Source organism: Ensifer sp. VA4 (assembly GCF_055710065.1).
Window position 1 is genome coordinate 160731 of record NZ_JBVQPO010000005.1, and the last position, 17401, is coordinate 178131.

Genomic DNA, 17401 nt, shown 5'->3' on the forward strand with positions numbered 1-17401 from the left:
GATCAGACAAACGTGCATCGCGCGGTCAACTGTCACACCTCTTCGAGTTCGATCAGCGTACCCTGGAAATCCTTGGGGTGCAGGAAAAGCACCGGCTTGCCATGCGCGCCGATTTTCGGCTCCCCGTCTCCCAGAACCCGAGCCCCGGCCGCCCGCAGCGCGTCACGCGCCGCGAGGATGTTCTCCACTTCGTAGCAGATGTGGTGCATTCCACCCGAAGGGTTCTTCGCCAGGAAGGCAGCGATCGGCGAGCCTTCGCCGAGCGGCTCCAGAAGCTCGACCTTGGTGTTGGCCAGCGTGACGAACACGACGGTTACGCCGTGTTCCGGCAACGCCTGCGGCTCGGTGACGGATGCACCGAGCGTCGAGCGGTAGCTTTCGACGGCGGAGCCAAGATCCGGCACGGCGATGGCGATATGGTTCACTCTTCCGAGCATTGCGATCCTCCCGCTATGACGTCCTTTACCGGTCCCGCTTACATCGCCGCTGGACGACCGCCAATCAGACTTTGGTGACAAACACCGTTACAATCGGCTTCTTGCCCCAGGTCTGGTTGGCTGTGCTGCGAACGGCCCGGCGAACCGCCTCCTGCAACATTGCCAGGTCCTTGCGCTTTGCCCTCGGAATACTCTCGACCGCACCGAGGATTGCGTCATAGAGGGTGTCCTCCATGTCTTCACCCTCGTCATCGAACTCCGGGAGACCGATCGCAACGATATCCGGGTCGCCGAGGAAATCGTAGCGACCGTCGAGAACGACGTTGACGGCGACGTGTCCGGCGAAAGAGAGCTTGCGGCGCTCGCCGATGCCCATTTCTTCAAAATCGCCGATGAGGTTGCCGTCCTTGTAGATGCGGCCATGCGGCGCTTCGTCGATGACCTCGGCCGGGCCGGGGGCAAGGCGCAGCATTTCGCCATTCCGAAGGCGCGGAACACTGGCAATGCCCGACTGCTGCCCGAGCTCGGCATGGGCCGTCAGATGCGCAGCTTCGCCATGAACCGGGACAAGTATCTGCGGGCGCAGCCACTGATACATCTGCTGCAGTTCGGTACGGCGGGGGTGACCCGATACGTGCACCAGGGCTTCACTGTCGGTGATGATGTGGATGCCCTGTTCGACCAGGCCATTCTTGATGTCGTTGATCGCCTTCTCGTTGCCGGGGATCGTGCGTGAGGAGAAGACTACGGTGTCGCCGGCGGAGAAAGCAACGTTGCGCATCTCGTCGCGCGCGATCTTGGCGAGCGCTGCCCGCGGTTCGCCCTGGCTGCCGGTCAGGATAACCACGACCTTGTCGCGTGGCACGTAGCCGAACTCGTCTTCGGCGAGGAACGGCTTGATGCCTTCCATCAACCCGAGATCCTGAGCAACGGCAACGACGCGGCGCATCGAGCTGCCGAGCAAGAGGACATCCCGCCCCGCCTCTTCCGCGGCCTCGGCGATCGAGCGGATGCGTCCGACATTCGACGAAAAGGTGGTGATCGCAACCCGGCCCTCGGCGTTGGCGATGATCTTCGACAGGCTCTCGGAGACTTCCTGTTCCGACGGCGAAACGCCGTCGCGCATGGCATTGGTTGAATCGCAGATGAGCGCCAACACGCCTTCATCGCCGATCTGACGGAAACGCGTTTCGTCGGTCAGGGGCCCGAGCGATGGATGCAGGTCGATCTTCCAGTCGCCGGTATGAACGACGGTGCCGAGCGGCGTGCGGATGATCAGCGACATCGGCTCGGGGATCGAATGGTTGACGCCGACGGCTTCGATCTCGAACGGGCCGACATTGATGCGGTCGCCCTGCTTGAAGATCGTCACCGGGATTTCGCCGCGGCTCTTTTCGAAATCGCGCTTGGCCTCCAGCATGCCTGCCGTGAACGGCGAGGCATAGACCGGAACGTTGAGGCCTGGCCACAAATCGTTCAGGCCGCCATAATGGTCCTCATGGGCGTGGGTGATAATGATCGCCTTGAGATTGCGCCGTTCCTCGGCGAGAAACCCGATGTCGGGCAAAACCAGTTCGACGCCGGGAAGCTCGGGCCCCGGGAACGTCACGCCGCAATCGACCATGATCCACTGGCGGTTTCCGGGCCGCCCGTAGCCGTAAAGGCCGAGGTTCATGCCGATTTCGCCGACGCCGCCAAGCGGCAAGAACACCAGTTCTTCGTCCTGCGCCATATTGTAATGCGCCCTTGTTCTAGAAATTATCCGAAAAATACGTCGCCGGCTGCAATCGCCTGCATCGTGCCTGACCCGGTATCGAGCATCAACCGTCCGGTCTCATCAATACCGGCAAAGCGGCCCGAAAGCGACCGGTCCGGCAGGTTCACTGTAATCGTCTCACCGATGCCGCGGGCGGCCGCCCGCCATTGCTCGATGGTCTTTGCAATCCCCGCACCGCGCTCCCATAGCGACAGCGTCTCCGCCATCGTCACGAACAGCCGCGCGAAAAGTTCGTCCGGAGAAACCGAAGCGCCTTCCTTCCTCAACGAGGTAACGGGATAGAGGGCCTCGTCGGGCTGGACGGCAATATTGATGCCGCAGCCAATGACCAGGGCCTGGCGCCCGTCCGGAAGCGCCTCACCTTCGAGCAGGATGCCGCAGGTCTTTTTCCCGTCGATGAGAATGTCGTTTGGCCACTTGATCTCCACCGGTGCCGCACCCGGCGGCATCACCTGGCGGATTGCCCGGTGCACGGCGACGGCAACGGCGAGCGGCAGAGAATGCAGTTGCTCGATTGGTGCGGGATCGATCAGGAGAAGCGATGCATAGAGGTTGCCTGGTTCCGAAAACCAGGCGCGGCCGCGGCGGCCGCGACCGCCGGTCTGCCTGACAGCCGTGACCCAGAGATTGCCCGGGTCGCCCTGGCGCGCACGCGCCAGGCATTCGCTGTTTGTCGATCCGACCGCATCGAGAGCGACATGCCGGAAATCGTCGGGCGATATCCGGCTACCGCTTTCAAGGGCGATCAAAAGAAGGTCCGCGCCGCGGCCTCGGCAGCGCTTCCAAGCGGACCGCCGATCAGGACGTATCCGATGACGAACAGGCCCGAGAGGCCGAACACCAGCTTCAGTTCGCCGGCCGTACGGGCAAACTCGCCCTTGGCATCATCGAACCACATCACCTTGATGACGCGCAGGTAATAGTAGGCCCCGACAACGGATGCGAGCACGCCGATGATGGCGAGTGCATAGAGCTGCGCTTCGATCGCCGCCATGAAGACGAAGTACTTCCCGAAGAAGCCTGCCATCGGCGGAATGCCGGCGAGCGAGAACATCAGGACTGTTAGTACGGTCGCCATGAAGGGGTTCGTCTGCGACAGGCCGGCGAGATCGTCGATGTTCTCGACGTTTTCGCCTTCTTTGCGCCGCATCGCCAGGATGCAGGCGAAGGTGCCGAGCGTCATGACCATGTAGATGAGCATGTAGAGCAGCACGCCGCGAACGCCCGCCATTGAGCCGGCAGCAAGGCCGACCAGCGCGTAACCCATGTGACCGATCGAGGAATAGGCCATCAGGCGCTTGATGTTCTTCTGGCCGATCGCCGCGAAGGCGCCCAGCAGCATCGAAGCGATCGAGATGAAGACTATGATCTGCTGCCAGTCGGCAACCACGGGCTCGAAGGCATTGATGACGAGACGCACGAGGATCGCCATCGCGGCGACCTTCGGCGCTGCCGCGAAGAAGGCGGTGACCGGTGTCGGTGCGCCTTCGTAGACGTCCGGCGTCCACATGTGGAACGGCACGGCCGAGATCTTGAAAGCGAGACCGGCGAGCACGAAGACGAGACCGAAGATCAGGCCGAGCGAGCGGCCTTCCGCCGTCAGCGCAGCGGCGATCTGGGTAAAGCCGGTATGACCGGTGAAGCCGTAGATCAGCGACATGCCATAGAGCAGCATGCCTGAAGAAAGCGCACCGAGCACGAAGTACTTGAGGCCGGCTTCGGTCGAACGGATACTGTCGCGGTTGATGGCGGCGACGACATAGAGCGCAAGCGACTGCAGTTCCAGCGAGAGATAGAGCGAGATGAGGTCGTTGGCCGAGATCATCAGCAGCATGCCGAGCGTCGCCAGCACCAGAAGCACCGGGAACTCGAAGCGATCGATCTGGGCGGAACGCGCGTGACCGACGGTCATCACCATCGCCGTGATCGAACCGATCAACGCAAGCACCTTCATGAACTTGGCGAAGGGATCCGACAGGAAGGCGCCGCCATAGGCTTCGCCTTCACCGGTTTTCAGAACGAGCCAGAGGCCGGCGATGATCAGAACGGCAACCGCGAGGCCGGTGACGGTCGAAGCCGACTTTTCGCCGGCAAATACGCCGATCATCAGCAACGCCATCGCGCCGACCGCGAGGATCAACTCGGGGATCGAGAGTTGCAGGCTTGCAAGGAGGGTTTCAGCAGTCATGTCCAATCACGTCCTGTGGTCATTGCACCGAAAGCGCAACGTTTTGCGCTGCCTGCAGGGCTGCGGAGTAGTTGTTGACGAGCAGATCCACGGAAGCCGCGGTCGCATCGAAGATCGGTGCCGGGTAGACGCCGAAGAAGATCGTCAGGATCACTAGCGGATAAAGAATGGCCTTTTCGCGCGGTGACAGGTCGAGCAGCGCCTTCAGGCTTTCCTTTTCCAGCGCACCGAAGATCACCCGGCGATAGAGCCAGAGAGCATAGGCGGCCGAGAGGATGACGCCCGACGTCGCGAAGAGCGCAACCCAGGTGTTGGCACGGAACGCGCCGACGAGGGTCAGGACTTCGCCGACGAAGCCGGAGGTTCCCGGAAGGCCGACGTTGGCCATGGTGAAGACCATGAAGGCGACGGCGTATTTCGGCATATTGTTGACCAGGCCGCCATAGGCCACGATCTCGCGGGTGTGCAGACGGTCATAAACGACGCCGACGCAGAGGAAGAGCGCGCCGGAGACGATGCCGTGCGACAGCATCTGGAAGATCGCACCCTGCACGCCCTGGGTGTTGGCGGCGAAGATACCCATCGTCACGTAGCCCATATGTGCAACCGACGAATAGGCGATCAGCTTCTTGATGTCCGTCTGCATCATCGCGACCAGCGAGGTGTAGATGATGGCGACGATGGAAAGCGTGAAGACGAACGGCGCGAAATAGTCCGATGCCAGCGGGAACATCGGCAACGAGAAGCGCAGGAAGCCGTAACCGCCGAGCTTCAGGAGGATGCCTGCCAGAATGACCGAGCCAGCGGTCGGCGCCTGAACGTGCGCGTCCGGAAGCCAGGTGTGGACCGGCCACATCGGCATCTTCACCGCGAAGGAGGCGAAGAAGGCGAGCCAAAGCCAGGTCTGCATCTGGCGCGGGAAGTTGTAGGCGATCAGCTGCGGGATGTCGGTCGTACCGGCCTGCCAGTACATCGCCATGATCGCGAGCAGCATCAGCACCGAGCCGAGCAGCGTGTAGAGGAAGAACTTGTAGCTGGCGTAGACGCGGTCCTTACCGCCCCAGACACCGATGATGATGAACATCGGGATCAGGCCGGCTTCGAAGAATACGTAGAAGAGCACGATATCGAGCGACACGAAGACGCCGATCATGAACGTTTCCAGCACGAGAAAGGCGATCATGTATGCCTTGAGCCGCTTCTCGATCGTCAACCAGCTTGCAAGCACGCAGAAGGGCATGAGGAAGGCCGAAAGCACGACGAAAAGTACCGAAATACCGTCGACGCCGAGATGATAGGAAATGCCGGTGCCGAGCCACTCGTGCTTTTCGATCATCTGGAAGCCCGGATTCGAGGCGTCGAACTGGTACCAGATATAGACCGACACGGCGAGCGTGAAGATCGTCGTCAGCAGCGATACGTTCAGGATGTTCCGGCGGCCGTAAGCGCTGTCTTCCCTTGTCAGCAAGAGAAGCAGGACGCCGACGAGCGGCATGAAGGTGACCGCGGAAAGTACGGGCCAATCGGTCATCAGAAGGAACTCCTGAACATCATCCAAGTAACGAGCGCGGCAATGCCGATCAGCATCGCGAACGCGTAGTGATAGAGGTAACCAGTCTGCAGGCGGACAACGCGGTCAGTGACATTCAGCACGCGCGCGGCAACGCCGTTCGGGCCGTAGCCGTCGATCACGCGGCCATCGCCTTCCTTCCAGAGGAATGTGCCGAGCCACTTGGCCGAGCGTACGAACAGCAGATCGTAAAGCTCGTCGAAGTACCACTTGTTCAGCAGGAACTGGTAGAGGCCACGATGCTGCTCCGCCAGGTACTTCGGCAGTTCCGGCCGGCGGATATACATGTACCAGGCCGTGAAGAGGCCGAGCGCCATGGCGCAGAACGGGCTCCACTTAACCCACAGCGGAACGTGGTGGTACTCATGGAGGATTTCGTTTTCAGCAGACGTGAAAAGCGCACCCTTCCAGAACTCTGCATAGCCCTCGCCGAAGAAGTGGTCGTGGAAGAAATAGCCAGCGGCAAGTGCTCCGATGCCCAGAATATAGAGTGGAACCAGCATGACCTGCGGCGATTCATGGACGTGATGCATGACATCCGACGACGCACGCGGCTTGCCGTGGAATGTCATGAAGGTGAGGCGCCACGAATAGAAGCTTGTGAACAGTGCAGCGATCACCAGCAGCGCGAAGGCGAAGCCGGAAACAGCGCTGTGCGACGCAAAGGTCGACTCGATGATCGCATCCTTCGAGTAGAAGCCCGCCGTGCCGATAACGCCCGGAATGCCCACACCGGTCAGCGCGATCGTGCCGATGAACATCATCCAGTAGGTGACTTTAATGTGCGGCCTGAGGCCGCCCATATAACGCATGTCCTGCTCGCCATCGACGGCGTGGATGACCGAACCGGCCCCCAAGAACAGCAGCGCCTTGAAGAAGGCGTGCGTGAATAGGTGGAAGATGGCAGCGCCATAGGCGCCGACGCCCAGTGCCACGAACATGTAGCCGAGCTGCGAACAGGTCGAGTAGGCGATGACGCGCTTGATGTCGTTCTGAACGAGACCGACAGTCGCTGCGAAGAAGGCCGTGATCGCACCGATGATCGTGACGACGGTCAGTGCATCCGGTGACAGTTCGAAGAGCGGCGACATGCGGGCGACGAGGAAGACGCCGGCGGTGACCATGGTTGCGGCATGGATAAGAGCCGAAACCGGGGTCGGGCCCTCCATCGCGTCCGGAAGCCAGGTGTGCAGCAGGAATTGTGCCGACTTGCCCATGGCGCCCATGAACAGCAGCAGGCAGGCAGCCGTGATCGCGTCAGCCTTTTCGAGGTGCATGCCGAACAGGGTGACAACCGCCTCCCCTGCTGCAGCGCCCTCGGCCGGCAGATAGGTCTGGGCGGCAGCGAAGATCGTCTCGAAGTTGACCGAGCCGAACAGCACGAAGACGAGGAAGATGCCGAGCGAGAAGCCGAAGTCACCGACGCGGTTGACGATGAAGGCCTTGATCGCCGCGGCATTCGCCGACGGCTTCTTATACCAGAAGCCGATCAGCAGGTAGGATGCCAGACCCACGCCTTCCCAGCCGAAGAACATCTGCACCAGGTTGTTCGACGTGATGAGCATGAGCATCGCGAAGGTGAAAAGCGACAGGTAGGCAAAGAAGCGCGGACGGTGCGGATCGTGGTGCATGTATCCGATCGAATAGATATGCACCAACGTCGACACCGTGTTGACCACGACGAACATGACCGCCGTCAGCGTATCGACACGAAACCCCCACTCGACGTCGAAGCTGCCGGATTGGATCCAGCGCAGCACCGACACCTTGATCATCTCCTGCTCGCCCAAAGCGACGTCGAAGAAGACATACCACGACAGAGCGAGCGCAATCAGCATCAGCCCGCTGGTGACATATTCCGAGGCCTTGGCGCCGATCGAAGTGCCGAAGAGGCCGGCGATCAGAAAGCCGATCAAAGGCAGGAAGACGATAGCCTTGATGATGGTATCCATAGCCCAATCAGCCCTTCATCATGTTGACGTCTTCGACGGCGATCGAGCCGCGGTTGCGGTAGAAGACGACGAGAATTGCAAGTCCAATGGCCGCTTCCGCAGCCGCGACGGTCAGGATGAACAGGGCGAAGACCTGGCCCGTGATGTCGTTCAGGAACGACGAGAAGGCAACCATGTTGATGTTGACCGCGAGAAGAATGAGTTCGACCGACATCAGGATGACGATGACGTTCTTCCGGTTCAGGAAGATGCCGAAGACGCCCAGCGTGAACAGGATGGCGCTGACGGTGAGATAGTGGGAAATTCCGATTTCCATTTTTTGTTCCTCGATCTCGCGTCCGACTTAGATGCCCTGGCCCGGCTTGACCGTGATCACTTCAACGGCGGTCTCGGGTGTACGGGCAACCTGCTGCGGGATGTTCTGGCGCTTGATGTTTTCGCGATGGCGCAGGGTCAGCACGATCGCGCCGATCATGGCGACGAGCAGCACGAGGCCGGCGATCTGGAAGAAGTAGACGTAGTGGGTGTAGAGCACGTCGCCGAGGGCTGCCGTGTTCGTCCGCTCCGTGACGGCCGGGATCGGCATCGAAATCGCCTTGGCGACTTCCGGCGAGAAGGTTGCGCCGCCGACGACGATGATGAGCTCGGCTGCGAGGATCAGGCCGATCAGCGCACCGATCGGCGCATATTCGAGCACGCCCGCACGCAACTCCGCGAAGTCGATGTCGAGCATCATGACGACGAACAGGAAGAGCACCGCGACCGCACCGACATAGACGACCAGCAGGATCATCGCGAGGAATTCGGCGCCGGTCAGCAGGAACAGACCCGCCGAGTTAAAGAAGGTCAGGATCAGGAACAGAACCGAATAAACCGGGTTCCTGGCCGCAATGACCATAAATGCCGACGCCACCGCGATGAAGGCAAAGAGATAGAAAAAAAGAACCTGCAGACCCATGATCGGTGCCTTTTTCGTCTTGCACGGCGTGAAGCGCTTCCGGCTCCACTCCACAGGCAAAGCCGGACACGCGTCCGGCCGTTGCCCAAACCTATTGTCACATGCACCGCCCTCCCCGGGGCAGCGCTACGCTCCGGCCTCAGCGATAGGGCGAGTCCATTGCGATGTTGCGTGCGATTTCCCGCTCCCAACGGTCGCCGTTGGCGAGCAGCTTTTCCTTGTCGTAGTAAAGCTCTTCGCGCGTCTCGGTGGCGAACTCGAAGTTCGGGCCTTCGACGATCGCATCGACCGGACAGGCTTCCTGGCAGAAACCGCAATAGATGCACTTCACCATGTCGATGTCGTAGCGCACCGTGCGGCGTGTGCCGTCGTTGCGGCGCGGACCGGCTTCGATCGTAATTGCCTGTGCAGGACAGATCGCCTCGCACAGCTTGCAGGCGATGCAACGCTCTTCACCGTTCGGATAACGGCGCAGAGCATGCTCGCCGCGGAAGCGCGGGCTGACCGGCCCTTTCTCGAAGGGATAGTTCAACGTCGCCTTCGGCTTGAAGAAATAGCGCATCGACAGAAAGAACGCGCCGACGAATTCCTTCAGGAACAGCGAGCTGACGGCTTGCGAAAGACCGGCCATCATTTACCTCCAGAATTGCCGGCCTGGGAGCGACCGGCGGTATACTGCAAAACGTGAGCCATCGTCATGCGGCTCCCGTCAGCTTGAGAACGAATGCAGTGATCACGACCATTGCAAGAGAAAGCGGCAGGAAGACCTTCCAGCCGAGGCGCATCAGCTGGTCGTAGCGGTAGCGCGGCACGAAGGCCTTCACCATCGCGAACATGAAGAACACGAAGGACGCCTTCAGAACAAACCAGATGATGCCGGGAACCCAATTCAGGAACCAGACGTCGACCGGTGGCAGCCATCCGCCGAGGAACAGGATCGTCGTCAGCGCGCACATCAGGCAGATGGCGGCATATTCGCCGAGCATGAACATCATGTACGGAGTGGAGCCGTACTCGACCATGAAGCCGGCGACGAGTTCCGATTCTGCTTCCGGCAGGTCGAAGGGCGGACGGTTCGTTTCGGCGAGTGCCGAAATGAAGAACACGATGAACATCGGGAACAGCGCCAGCCAATGCCAGTCGAGGAAGGACGCCGGGAGGCCGAGGCGCGTGCCGATGCCGTCGGTCTGGGCGTTGACGATGTCCGTCAGGTTCAGCGAGCCGACGCAGAGCAGCACGGTGACGATGACGAAGCCGATCGAGACTTCGTAGGAGACCATCTGCGCCGCGGAGCGGAGCGCACCGAGGAACGGATACTTGGAGTTCGACGCCCAGCCGCCCATGATGATGCCATAAACTTCAAGAGAAGATATGGCGAACACGAAGAGGATGCCGACGTTGATGTTCGCGATCACCCATCCGGCGTTGAGCGGGATGACCGCCCAGGCGGCGAGCGCCAGCGTCACGGAGACGAGCGGCGCGAGCAGGAAGATCGCCTTGTTGGCGCCGGCCGGAATCACCGGCTCCTTGAAGACGAACTTCAAAAGGTCGGCGAAGGACTGGAAAAGCCCCCAGGGGCCCACCACATTCGGACCACGGCGTAGCTGAACTGCCGCCCAGATCTTACGGTCGGCGAGCAGGATGTAGGCGATGAAAAGCAGCAGCGCGACCAGGAGCAGCAGCGACTGGGCGACCATGATGATCGTGGGCCAGACATAGGTCGAAACGAAAGCGTCCATGATACTCTATTCCCTCGCGCTCATTCCGCCGCAGCTTTGAAATTGTTGCGTGCCAAAGCCGAGCATTCGGCCATGACGGCGGATGCGCGCGCTATCGGGTTCGTCAAATAGAAGTCTTTGACCGGAGACGCAAACACGGATTTGCCCATCTCACCGGCTTTTTGGCCGAGTGCGGCAATTTCGTCGCCGTTACCGGTCGCGATCGCGTCGACTTCTGCGAAATGCGGGTGGGCCGCATAGAGCTTCGAGCGCAATTCGCCAAGCGAATCAAAGGGCAGCTTCTTGCCGAGAACGTCGGAGAGTGCGCGGATGATCGCCCAGTCCTCGCGCGCGTCGCCCGGAGCGAAGCCGGCGCGGTTGCCGACCTGAACGCGACCCTCTGTGTTGACCCAGGTGCCGGACTTTTCGGTGTAGGTTGCGCCCGGCAGGATGACGTCGGCGGCATGCGCGCCGTTGTCGCCGTGCGAGCCGATATAGACGGTGAAGCCAGACTTGCGCGCGGCAAGATCGATCTCATCAGCGCCGAGCAGGAAGAGAACGTCGGAACCGGTAACCATTTCGGCGGCCGACTTGCCGTTCGCACCCGGGACGAAGCCGAGGTCGAGACCACCGACGCGGGAAGCGGCCGTGTGAAGGACGGCAAAGCCGTTCCACTCGGCGGTGACTGCACCGACTGCGCCCGCAAGCTTGGCGGCAGCAGCGAGAACGGCAGCACCGCCCTCCCCTGCGATCGCGCCCTGGCCGATGAGGATCATCGGGCGCTGGGCCTTCTTCAGCGTTGCGGCGAACTTGCCCTTGCCGGATACGAGCTCGGCCAGCGTCTCGGTGCCGGCGCCGAGATATTCGTATTCGTAGCGCAGTTCACCGGGCTCGCCGATCACGGCGATCGGGAAATTGCCCATGCGGTAGCGCTTGCGGATACGGGCGTTGAGGACGGAAGCCTCGAAGCGCGGGTTGGAGCCGATGATCAGCAGCGCATCAGCGCTTTCGATGCCGGCGATCGTCGGGTTGAAGATGTAGCTGGCGCGGCCGAGCGACGGGTCGAGTGCTGCACCATCCTGGCGGCAGTCAATGCTCTCGGAGTCGAGGGCTGCGATCAGTTGCTTCAGCGCGTACATTTCTTCGACCGAAGCGAGGTCGCCGGCAATGGCGCCGATCTTGTCGCCGGAGGTCTTGGCAACCGCGGCCTTGATCGCCTGGAAGGCTTCGCCCCAGGTCGCCGGCTGCAGGCGGCCATCCTTCTTGACGTAAGGACGATCGAGACGCTGCGTCTTCAGGCCATCCCAGATGAAGCGGCTCTTGTCGGAAATCCACTCTTCATTGATGTCTTCGTTGACGCGCGGCATGATGCGCATGACTTCGCGGCCGCGGGTGTCGACGCGGATCGCCGAACCCAGCGCGTCCATCACGTCGATGGATTCGGTCTTGTTCAGCTCCCACGGGCGGGCGGTAAAGGCAAAGGGCTTCGAGGTCAGTGCGCCGACCGGGCAGAGGTCCACGACGTTGCCCTGCAGCTCGGAGGTCATCGCCTGTTCGAGATAGGTGGTGATTTCGGCGTCTTCGCCGCGGCCGATCAGGCCAAGCTCGGCAATGCCGGCGACTTCGGTGGTGAAGCGGACGCAGCGCGTGCAGTGGATGCAGCGGTTCATCACGGTCTTGACGAGCGGTCCGATGTACTTGTCTTCGACGGCGCGCTTGTTTTCCTGGTAGCGCGAACTGTCGATGCCGAAGGCCATCGCCTGGTCCTGCAGGTCGCATTCGCCGCCCTGGTCACAGATCGGGCAGTCGAGCGGATGGTTGATCAGCAGGAATTCCATCACGCCTTCGCGGGCCTTCTTGACCATAGGCGTGGTCGTGAAGACTTCCGGCGCTTCGCCGTTCGGGCCCGGACGAAGGTCACGCACACCCATGGCGCAGGAGGCGGCGGGCTTCGGCGGCCCTCCCTTCACCTCGATCAGACACATGCGGCAGTTGCCGGCGACCGAAAGCCGCTCGTGGAAACAGAAGCGCGGAACCTCGGCTCCAGCCTCTTCGCACGCCTGAAGCAGCGTGAAATGGTCCGGTACCTCGATCTCTTTTCCGTCGACTTTCAGCTTTGCCATCTTCGTACTCAATCCTGTCTTCCGTCCATCGGCCCATCGGCGACGGACAATTCCAACACAGCCTTGCTGCTTGCGGGCGATGACCGTCACAGGTCCCCGCCCCTATTGTCTCACGCGCCTTTCAGCGCCTTGGCCTGTCCAACCCAGTCATCCCGCTTGATCCGGCCGCCGAAACCGAGTTCGTCATCGAAGCGGGCAACGTCCGCCTCGCTCCAGCCGGCGATGTCGGCAAAACCGCTGATACCCTTCGCGTTCAGCACCTGCTCTAGCTTCGGGCCGATACCGGAAATCCGCTTGAGGTCGTCAGCGGCCTTCGCCTTGGCCCGCGCCGCGCGAGCCTTAACCGGCTTCTCGACTGCGGCCTTATCAACCACCGGCTTCGCCGCAACGCGCTTGGCGGCCACGGACGGCTTGGCGACCGGTTCCGGCTTCGCTTCGGCTTGCGCCGTCTTTGCGACAACCGGGGCCGTCGCGCCAGACGCTGCGGGTTCCGCCCGCTTCTGAGCCGCCTCGACCGCACCCTGCATCGCGCCGAACATGGCGCCTGCAATGTGGCTCGTGAGGCCGAAGCCGATCGCGGTCGCCGCCGCGACCGCGGCAGCCGGGTGAACCATCAGCGGGTGCAACGGCACCTGCGGCAGGCCCTTCATCCACTCGGCCATGCCGAACGGATCGGCCGGGTCGCCGCCAAGCGGACGTGCGAACGGAATGCCTGTTTCGGCCTGCCCCTTCATCTGTCCTTCTCCGCGCGCGCCGGCCATCGTCCGTTACTCCGCCGCTTCCAGAACCGCGCCATGCGGCGAGGCATTGCGTGTGTATTCGTCGATGCGCTTTTCCATTTCCGGACGGAAGTGCTTGATCAGACCCTGGATCGGCCAGGCGGCCGCGTCGCCGAGCGCGCAGATCGTGTGGCCTTCCACCTGCTTGGTGACGTCGAACAGCATGTCGATCTCGCGCTTCTGGGCGCGGCCCTGAACCATGCGTTCCATCACGCGCATCATCCAGCCGGTGCCTTCGCGGCACGGCGTGCACTGGCCGCAGCTCTCGTGCTTGTAGAAGGCCGAGAGGCGCCAGATCGCCTTGATGATGTCGGTCGACTTGTCCATGACGATGACAGCAGCGGTGCCGAGACCCGAGCCGAGCTCGCGCAGGCCGTCATAGTCCATGATCGCGTCCTTCATCTGCGCGCCAGGCACGCAAGGGACGGACGAACCACCGGGGATGACGGCGAGCAGGTTGTCCCAGCCGCCGCGAATGCCGCCACAGTGCTTTTCGATCAGCTCATGGAACGGGATCGACATCGCGTCCTCGACCGTGCACGGGCGGTTGACGTGACCGGAAACCGAATAGAGCTTGGTGCCGTGGTTGTTCGGACGGCCGAAGCCCGTGTACCAGCCGGCGCCGCGGCGAAGGATCGTGGGGGTCACCGCAATCGACTCGACGTTGTTGACGGTCGTCGGGCAGCCATAGAGGCCCATGTTGGCCGGGAACGGCGGCTTCAGGCGCGGCTGGCCCTTCTTGCCTTCGAGGCTTTCGAGCAGCGCGGTTTCTTCGCCACAGATGTAGGCGCCGGCACCATGGTGCACGTAAATGTCGATGTCGTAGCCGAGCTTGTTGTTCTTGCCGAGCAGGCCGTAGGCGTAGCACTCGTCGATCGCCGCCTGCAGCGCCTCGCGCTCGCGGATGAATTCACCGCGGACATAGATGTAGGCGACATGCGCACCCATGGCGAAGCTGGCGATGACGCAGCCTTCGATCAGCGTGTGCGGATCGTGACGCATGATGTCACGGTCCTTGCAGGTGCCTGGCTCGGACTCGTCGGCGTTGACGACGAGATAGTGCGGACGGCCATCACTTTCCTTCGGCATGAAGGACCACTTGAGGCCGGTCGGGAAGCCGGCGCCGCCACGGCCGCGAAGGCCGGAGGCCTTAACTTCGTTGACGATCCAGTCACGGCCCTTTTCGAGCAACTGCTTGGTGCCGTCCCAGTGGCCGCGCGCCATGGCGCCCTTCAGGGACTTGTCCTTGAGGCCGTAGATGTTGGTAAAGATGCGGTCTTCATCTCTGAGCATAATTCACCTCTTTACCGCGGCTTCTTGCCGAAGACCTTGATGTATTCGGCTTCGCCGCCCTTGGCGAGCGCCTTGGCCTGCTTGACCCAGTCGTCGCGTTCGATGCGGCCCTTGAAATTCAGGTATCCGTCGACCCACTCGCGCTCCGCCTTCTTCCAGGAAGCAACTTGCGCGTAGGTGTAGATGCCCAGTTCGTTGAGCGTGCCCTCGATCTTCGGACCAACGCCGGAGATCAGCTTGAGGTCGTCGACGGCCGCCGGCTTTTCGATGCCTGCTGGGCGGTTCTTGTCCTCCAGCGAAGGCTTGCCGGCAATGGCGGCAGCCTTGGCCGGCTTCGATTTGTCGACGGTGTCACCTTCGACCTTGGCGTTGGCAGCGGCTTCCGCCTTTGCCGTCGCCGGGGTCTTCAGCGAAGCGTCGGTTACGGCCGAAGCGGTCTTGGCACGGGCGGCATTCGACGGCGGCACGGAGACGGCCGGCCCGTCACTGACCTTCTTGGCCGCGCTGGTCGCAGCCTTCGCCGGAGCCGGGTCGGCCGTCATCAGCGTCGTCAGGCCGCCTTCCGGCGCAGAATAGATGCGGTCGATCTGCGGACCGGGGGTAACTTCGGCACCCTTGCCTGCCTCGAAACGGTCGATGATCTGCTCGAGCTTCTCCGGCGTCAGGTCTTCGAAAGTATCCTTGAAGATCATGACCATCGGCGCGTTGACGCAGGCGCCCTGACATTCGACTTCTTCCCAGGAGAGCGTGCCGCTCTCGTTGAGAGTGAAGGGGTCGTGGGCGATCTTGCTCTTGCAGACCTTGATCAGGTCTTCCGCGCCACGCAGCATGCACGGCGTCGTGCCGCAAACCTGGACGTGGGCGCGCGTGCCGACCGGCTTAAGCTGGAACTGGGTGTAGAAGGTCGCAACTTCGAGCACGCGGATATAGGCCATGCCGAGCATGTCGGCGATCGACTCGATGGCCGCTTTCGTGACCCAGCCGTCCTGATCCTGAGCGCGCATCAACAGCGGGATGACGGCGGACTGCTCACGACCCTTGGGGTATTTCTTGATCGTTTCCTTCGCCCAGGCGGCGTTCTCCTTGCTGAAGGCAAAGCTCGCTGGCTGGACGGTGTCTTCGGCTAGTCGACGAACGGACATTCTAGTGGACACCTTATCAGTTAATCGAACCGCACCGCGATTTCGTCACCGAGACGAATTCGCAGGCATAGGCTGACTGGTCTTTCTGCAAAAATACGATGTAGCGCGCGCCATTGGCGACCGCGGCCTTGATCTCGTAGCCCTTGGCCACGAGGTCGGCCATCGAGCCCCCGCGCATGCCACCCGACGTCGCGCCGCTGTCGACCGACTCCTGCGCAGGAGCGGCCGATGCGAAAGCGAGAAGAGCAAGCGTGGCCAGGGGCACGAGACGCATCAGCGGTCTACCTCACCGAACACGATATCGAGGGAGCCCAGCACGGCCGAAACGTCGGCAAGCTGGTGTCCCCGACAGAGGAAATCCATCGCCTGGAGATGTGCGTAACCCGGCGCACGGATCTTGCAGCGATAGGGCTTGTTGGTGCCGTCGGAGACGAGATAGACGCCGAACTCGCCCTTCGGCGCTTCGACGGCGGCGTAAACTTCGCCGGCGGGCACGTGATAGCCTTCGGTGTAAAGCTTGAAGTGGTGGATCAGCGCTTCCATCGAACGCTTCATCTCGCCGCGCTTCGGCGGAACGATCTTGCCGTCGAGCGACGAAACCGGACCGACCTTGGCATCGCCGAGCAGGCGATCGACGCACTGGCGCATGATGCGCGCCGACTGGCGCATCTCGATCATGCGGATCAGATAGCGGTCGAAGCAGTCGCCGTTCTTGCCGATCGGGATATCGAATTCGAGATCTGAGTAGCACTCGTAGGGCTGCGAGCGGCGCAGGTCCCAGGCGGCGCCCGAGCCGCGCACCATCACGCCCGAGAAGCCCCAGGCCCAGGCGTCATCGAGCTTGACGACGCCGATGTCGACGTTGCGCTGCTTGAAGATGCGGTTGCCGGTCAAGAGTTCGTCGATATCGTCGACGGTCTTCAGGAACGGATCGATCCATTTGCCGATGTCTTCGACCAGCTCGTGCGGCAGGTCCTGGTGGACTCCGCCCGGACGGAAATAGGCCGAGTGCATGCGCGCGCCGCAGGCACGCTCATAGAACACCATCAGCTTTTCGCGCTCTTCGAAGCCCCAGAGCGGCGGCGTCAGCGCGCCGACGTCCATGGCCTGCGTGGTGACGTTCAGGAGGTGCGAGAGGATGCGGCCGATTTCCGAATAGAGGACGCGGATGAGCTGGCCGCGGATCGGAACTTCCGTGCCCGTCAGCTTCTCGACCGCGAGCGCGAAAGCGTGCTCCTGGTTCATCGGCGCCACGTAGTCGAGGCGGTCGAAATAGGGCACGGCCTGCAGATAGGTCTTGGTCTCGATCAGCTTCTCGGTGCCGCGATGCAGAAGGCCGATATGCGGATCAACGCGTTCGACGATTTCGCCATCAAGCTCGAGCACCAGACGAAGAACGCCGTGCGCCGCCGGATGCTGCGGACCAAAGTTGATGTTGAAGTTGCGGACGTTATGTTCGGTCAT

Annotated in this window: 16 protein-coding genes; all 16 read right to left on the reverse strand. The window is 61.9% G+C overall.

The window, feature by feature from the left end:
* Positions 1-32: 32 nt before the first annotated feature.
* Positions 33-437: a methylmalonyl-CoA epimerase gene (gene mce, locus AC0C6X_RS10180; RefSeq protein WP_173516189.1), complete on the reverse strand. Its 405-nt coding sequence runs from the start codon at positions 435-437 to the stop codon at positions 33-35.
* Between the two features lie 64 nt (positions 438-501).
* Positions 502-2169: a ribonuclease J gene (locus AC0C6X_RS10185; RefSeq protein WP_247957757.1), complete on the reverse strand. Its 1668-nt coding sequence runs from the start codon at positions 2167-2169 to the stop codon at positions 502-504.
* A gap of 26 nt (positions 2170-2195) precedes the next feature.
* Positions 2196-2960 (reverse strand): biotin--[acetyl-CoA-carboxylase] ligase, encoded by a 765-nt coding sequence (locus AC0C6X_RS10190; RefSeq protein ID WP_472953154.1) that lies wholly within the window; start codon positions 2958-2960, stop codon positions 2196-2198.
* Positions 2960-4402, reverse strand: coding sequence for an NADH-quinone oxidoreductase subunit NuoN (nuoN, locus tag AC0C6X_RS10195; protein WP_472952939.1), 1443 nt, complete (start codon positions 4400-4402; stop codon positions 2960-2962). Before nuoN ends, AC0C6X_RS10190 begins: the two co-directional genes overlap by 1 nt.
* Before the next feature lie 19 nt (positions 4403-4421).
* Positions 4422-5933 (reverse strand): NADH-quinone oxidoreductase subunit M, encoded by a 1512-nt coding sequence (locus AC0C6X_RS10200; protein WP_173516186.1) that lies wholly within the window; start codon positions 5931-5933, stop codon positions 4422-4424.
* The gene (gene nuoL, locus AC0C6X_RS10205; protein ID WP_472952941.1) at positions 5933-7924 is read right to left on the reverse strand and encodes an NADH-quinone oxidoreductase subunit L; all 1992 of its coding nucleotides are present in this window, start codon (positions 7922-7924) and stop codon (positions 5933-5935) included. Before nuoL ends, AC0C6X_RS10200 begins: the two co-directional genes overlap by 1 nt.
* 7 nt (positions 7925-7931) lie before the next feature.
* Positions 7932-8240, reverse strand: coding sequence for an NADH-quinone oxidoreductase subunit NuoK (gene nuoK, locus AC0C6X_RS10210; RefSeq protein ID WP_025426592.1), 309 nt, complete (start codon positions 8238-8240; stop codon positions 7932-7934).
* Positions 8241-8267: 27 nt separating this feature from the next.
* A complete protein-coding gene (locus AC0C6X_RS10215; protein ID WP_173516184.1) occupies positions 8268-8882 on the reverse strand; it encodes an NADH-quinone oxidoreductase subunit J in 615 nt (204 codons plus the stop codon).
* Positions 8883-9021: 139 nt separating this feature from the next.
* Positions 9022-9513 carry an NADH-quinone oxidoreductase subunit NuoI gene (gene nuoI / locus AC0C6X_RS10220; protein WP_173516183.1) on the reverse strand — a complete coding sequence of 164 codons (492 nt, stop codon included), beginning with the start codon at positions 9511-9513 and terminating at the stop codon, positions 9022-9024.
* Positions 9514-9577: 64 nt separating this feature from the next.
* Positions 9578-10621, reverse strand: a complete 1044-nt coding sequence (gene nuoH / locus AC0C6X_RS10225; protein ID WP_173516182.1) for an NADH-quinone oxidoreductase subunit NuoH — start codon at positions 10619-10621, stop codon at positions 9578-9580.
* A 20-nt stretch (positions 10622-10641) separates the two neighbouring features.
* Positions 10642-12723 carry an NADH-quinone oxidoreductase subunit NuoG gene (gene nuoG, locus AC0C6X_RS10230; RefSeq protein ID WP_472952945.1) on the reverse strand — a complete coding sequence of 694 codons (2082 nt, stop codon included), beginning with the start codon at positions 12721-12723 and terminating at the stop codon, positions 10642-10644.
* A 110-nt stretch (positions 12724-12833) separates the two neighbouring features.
* Positions 12834-13484 carry an NADH:ubiquinone oxidoreductase gene (locus AC0C6X_RS10235; RefSeq protein WP_173516180.1) on the reverse strand — a complete coding sequence of 217 codons (651 nt, stop codon included), beginning with the start codon at positions 13482-13484 and terminating at the stop codon, positions 12834-12836.
* A 6-nt stretch (positions 13485-13490) separates the two neighbouring features.
* Entirely contained in the window at positions 13491-14795 is a 1305-nt protein-coding gene (nuoF, locus tag AC0C6X_RS10240) for an NADH-quinone oxidoreductase subunit NuoF (protein WP_472952948.1), read from the reverse strand.
* A gap of 11 nt (positions 14796-14806) precedes the next feature.
* Complete coding sequence (locus AC0C6X_RS10245) at positions 14807-15937, reverse strand: NADH-quinone oxidoreductase subunit E (protein ID WP_472952950.1); 1131 nt, start codon at positions 15935-15937, stop codon at positions 14807-14809.
* Positions 15938-15953: 16 nt separating this feature from the next.
* Positions 15954-16211, reverse strand: a complete 258-nt coding sequence (locus tag AC0C6X_RS10250; RefSeq protein ID WP_173516177.1) for a hypothetical protein — start codon at positions 16209-16211, stop codon at positions 15954-15956.
* Positions 16211-17401 carry an NADH-quinone oxidoreductase subunit D gene (locus AC0C6X_RS10255; RefSeq protein WP_173516176.1) on the reverse strand — a complete coding sequence of 397 codons (1191 nt, stop codon included), beginning with the start codon at positions 17399-17401 and terminating at the stop codon, positions 16211-16213. The genes AC0C6X_RS10250 and AC0C6X_RS10255 overlap by 1 nt, the downstream gene beginning before the upstream one ends.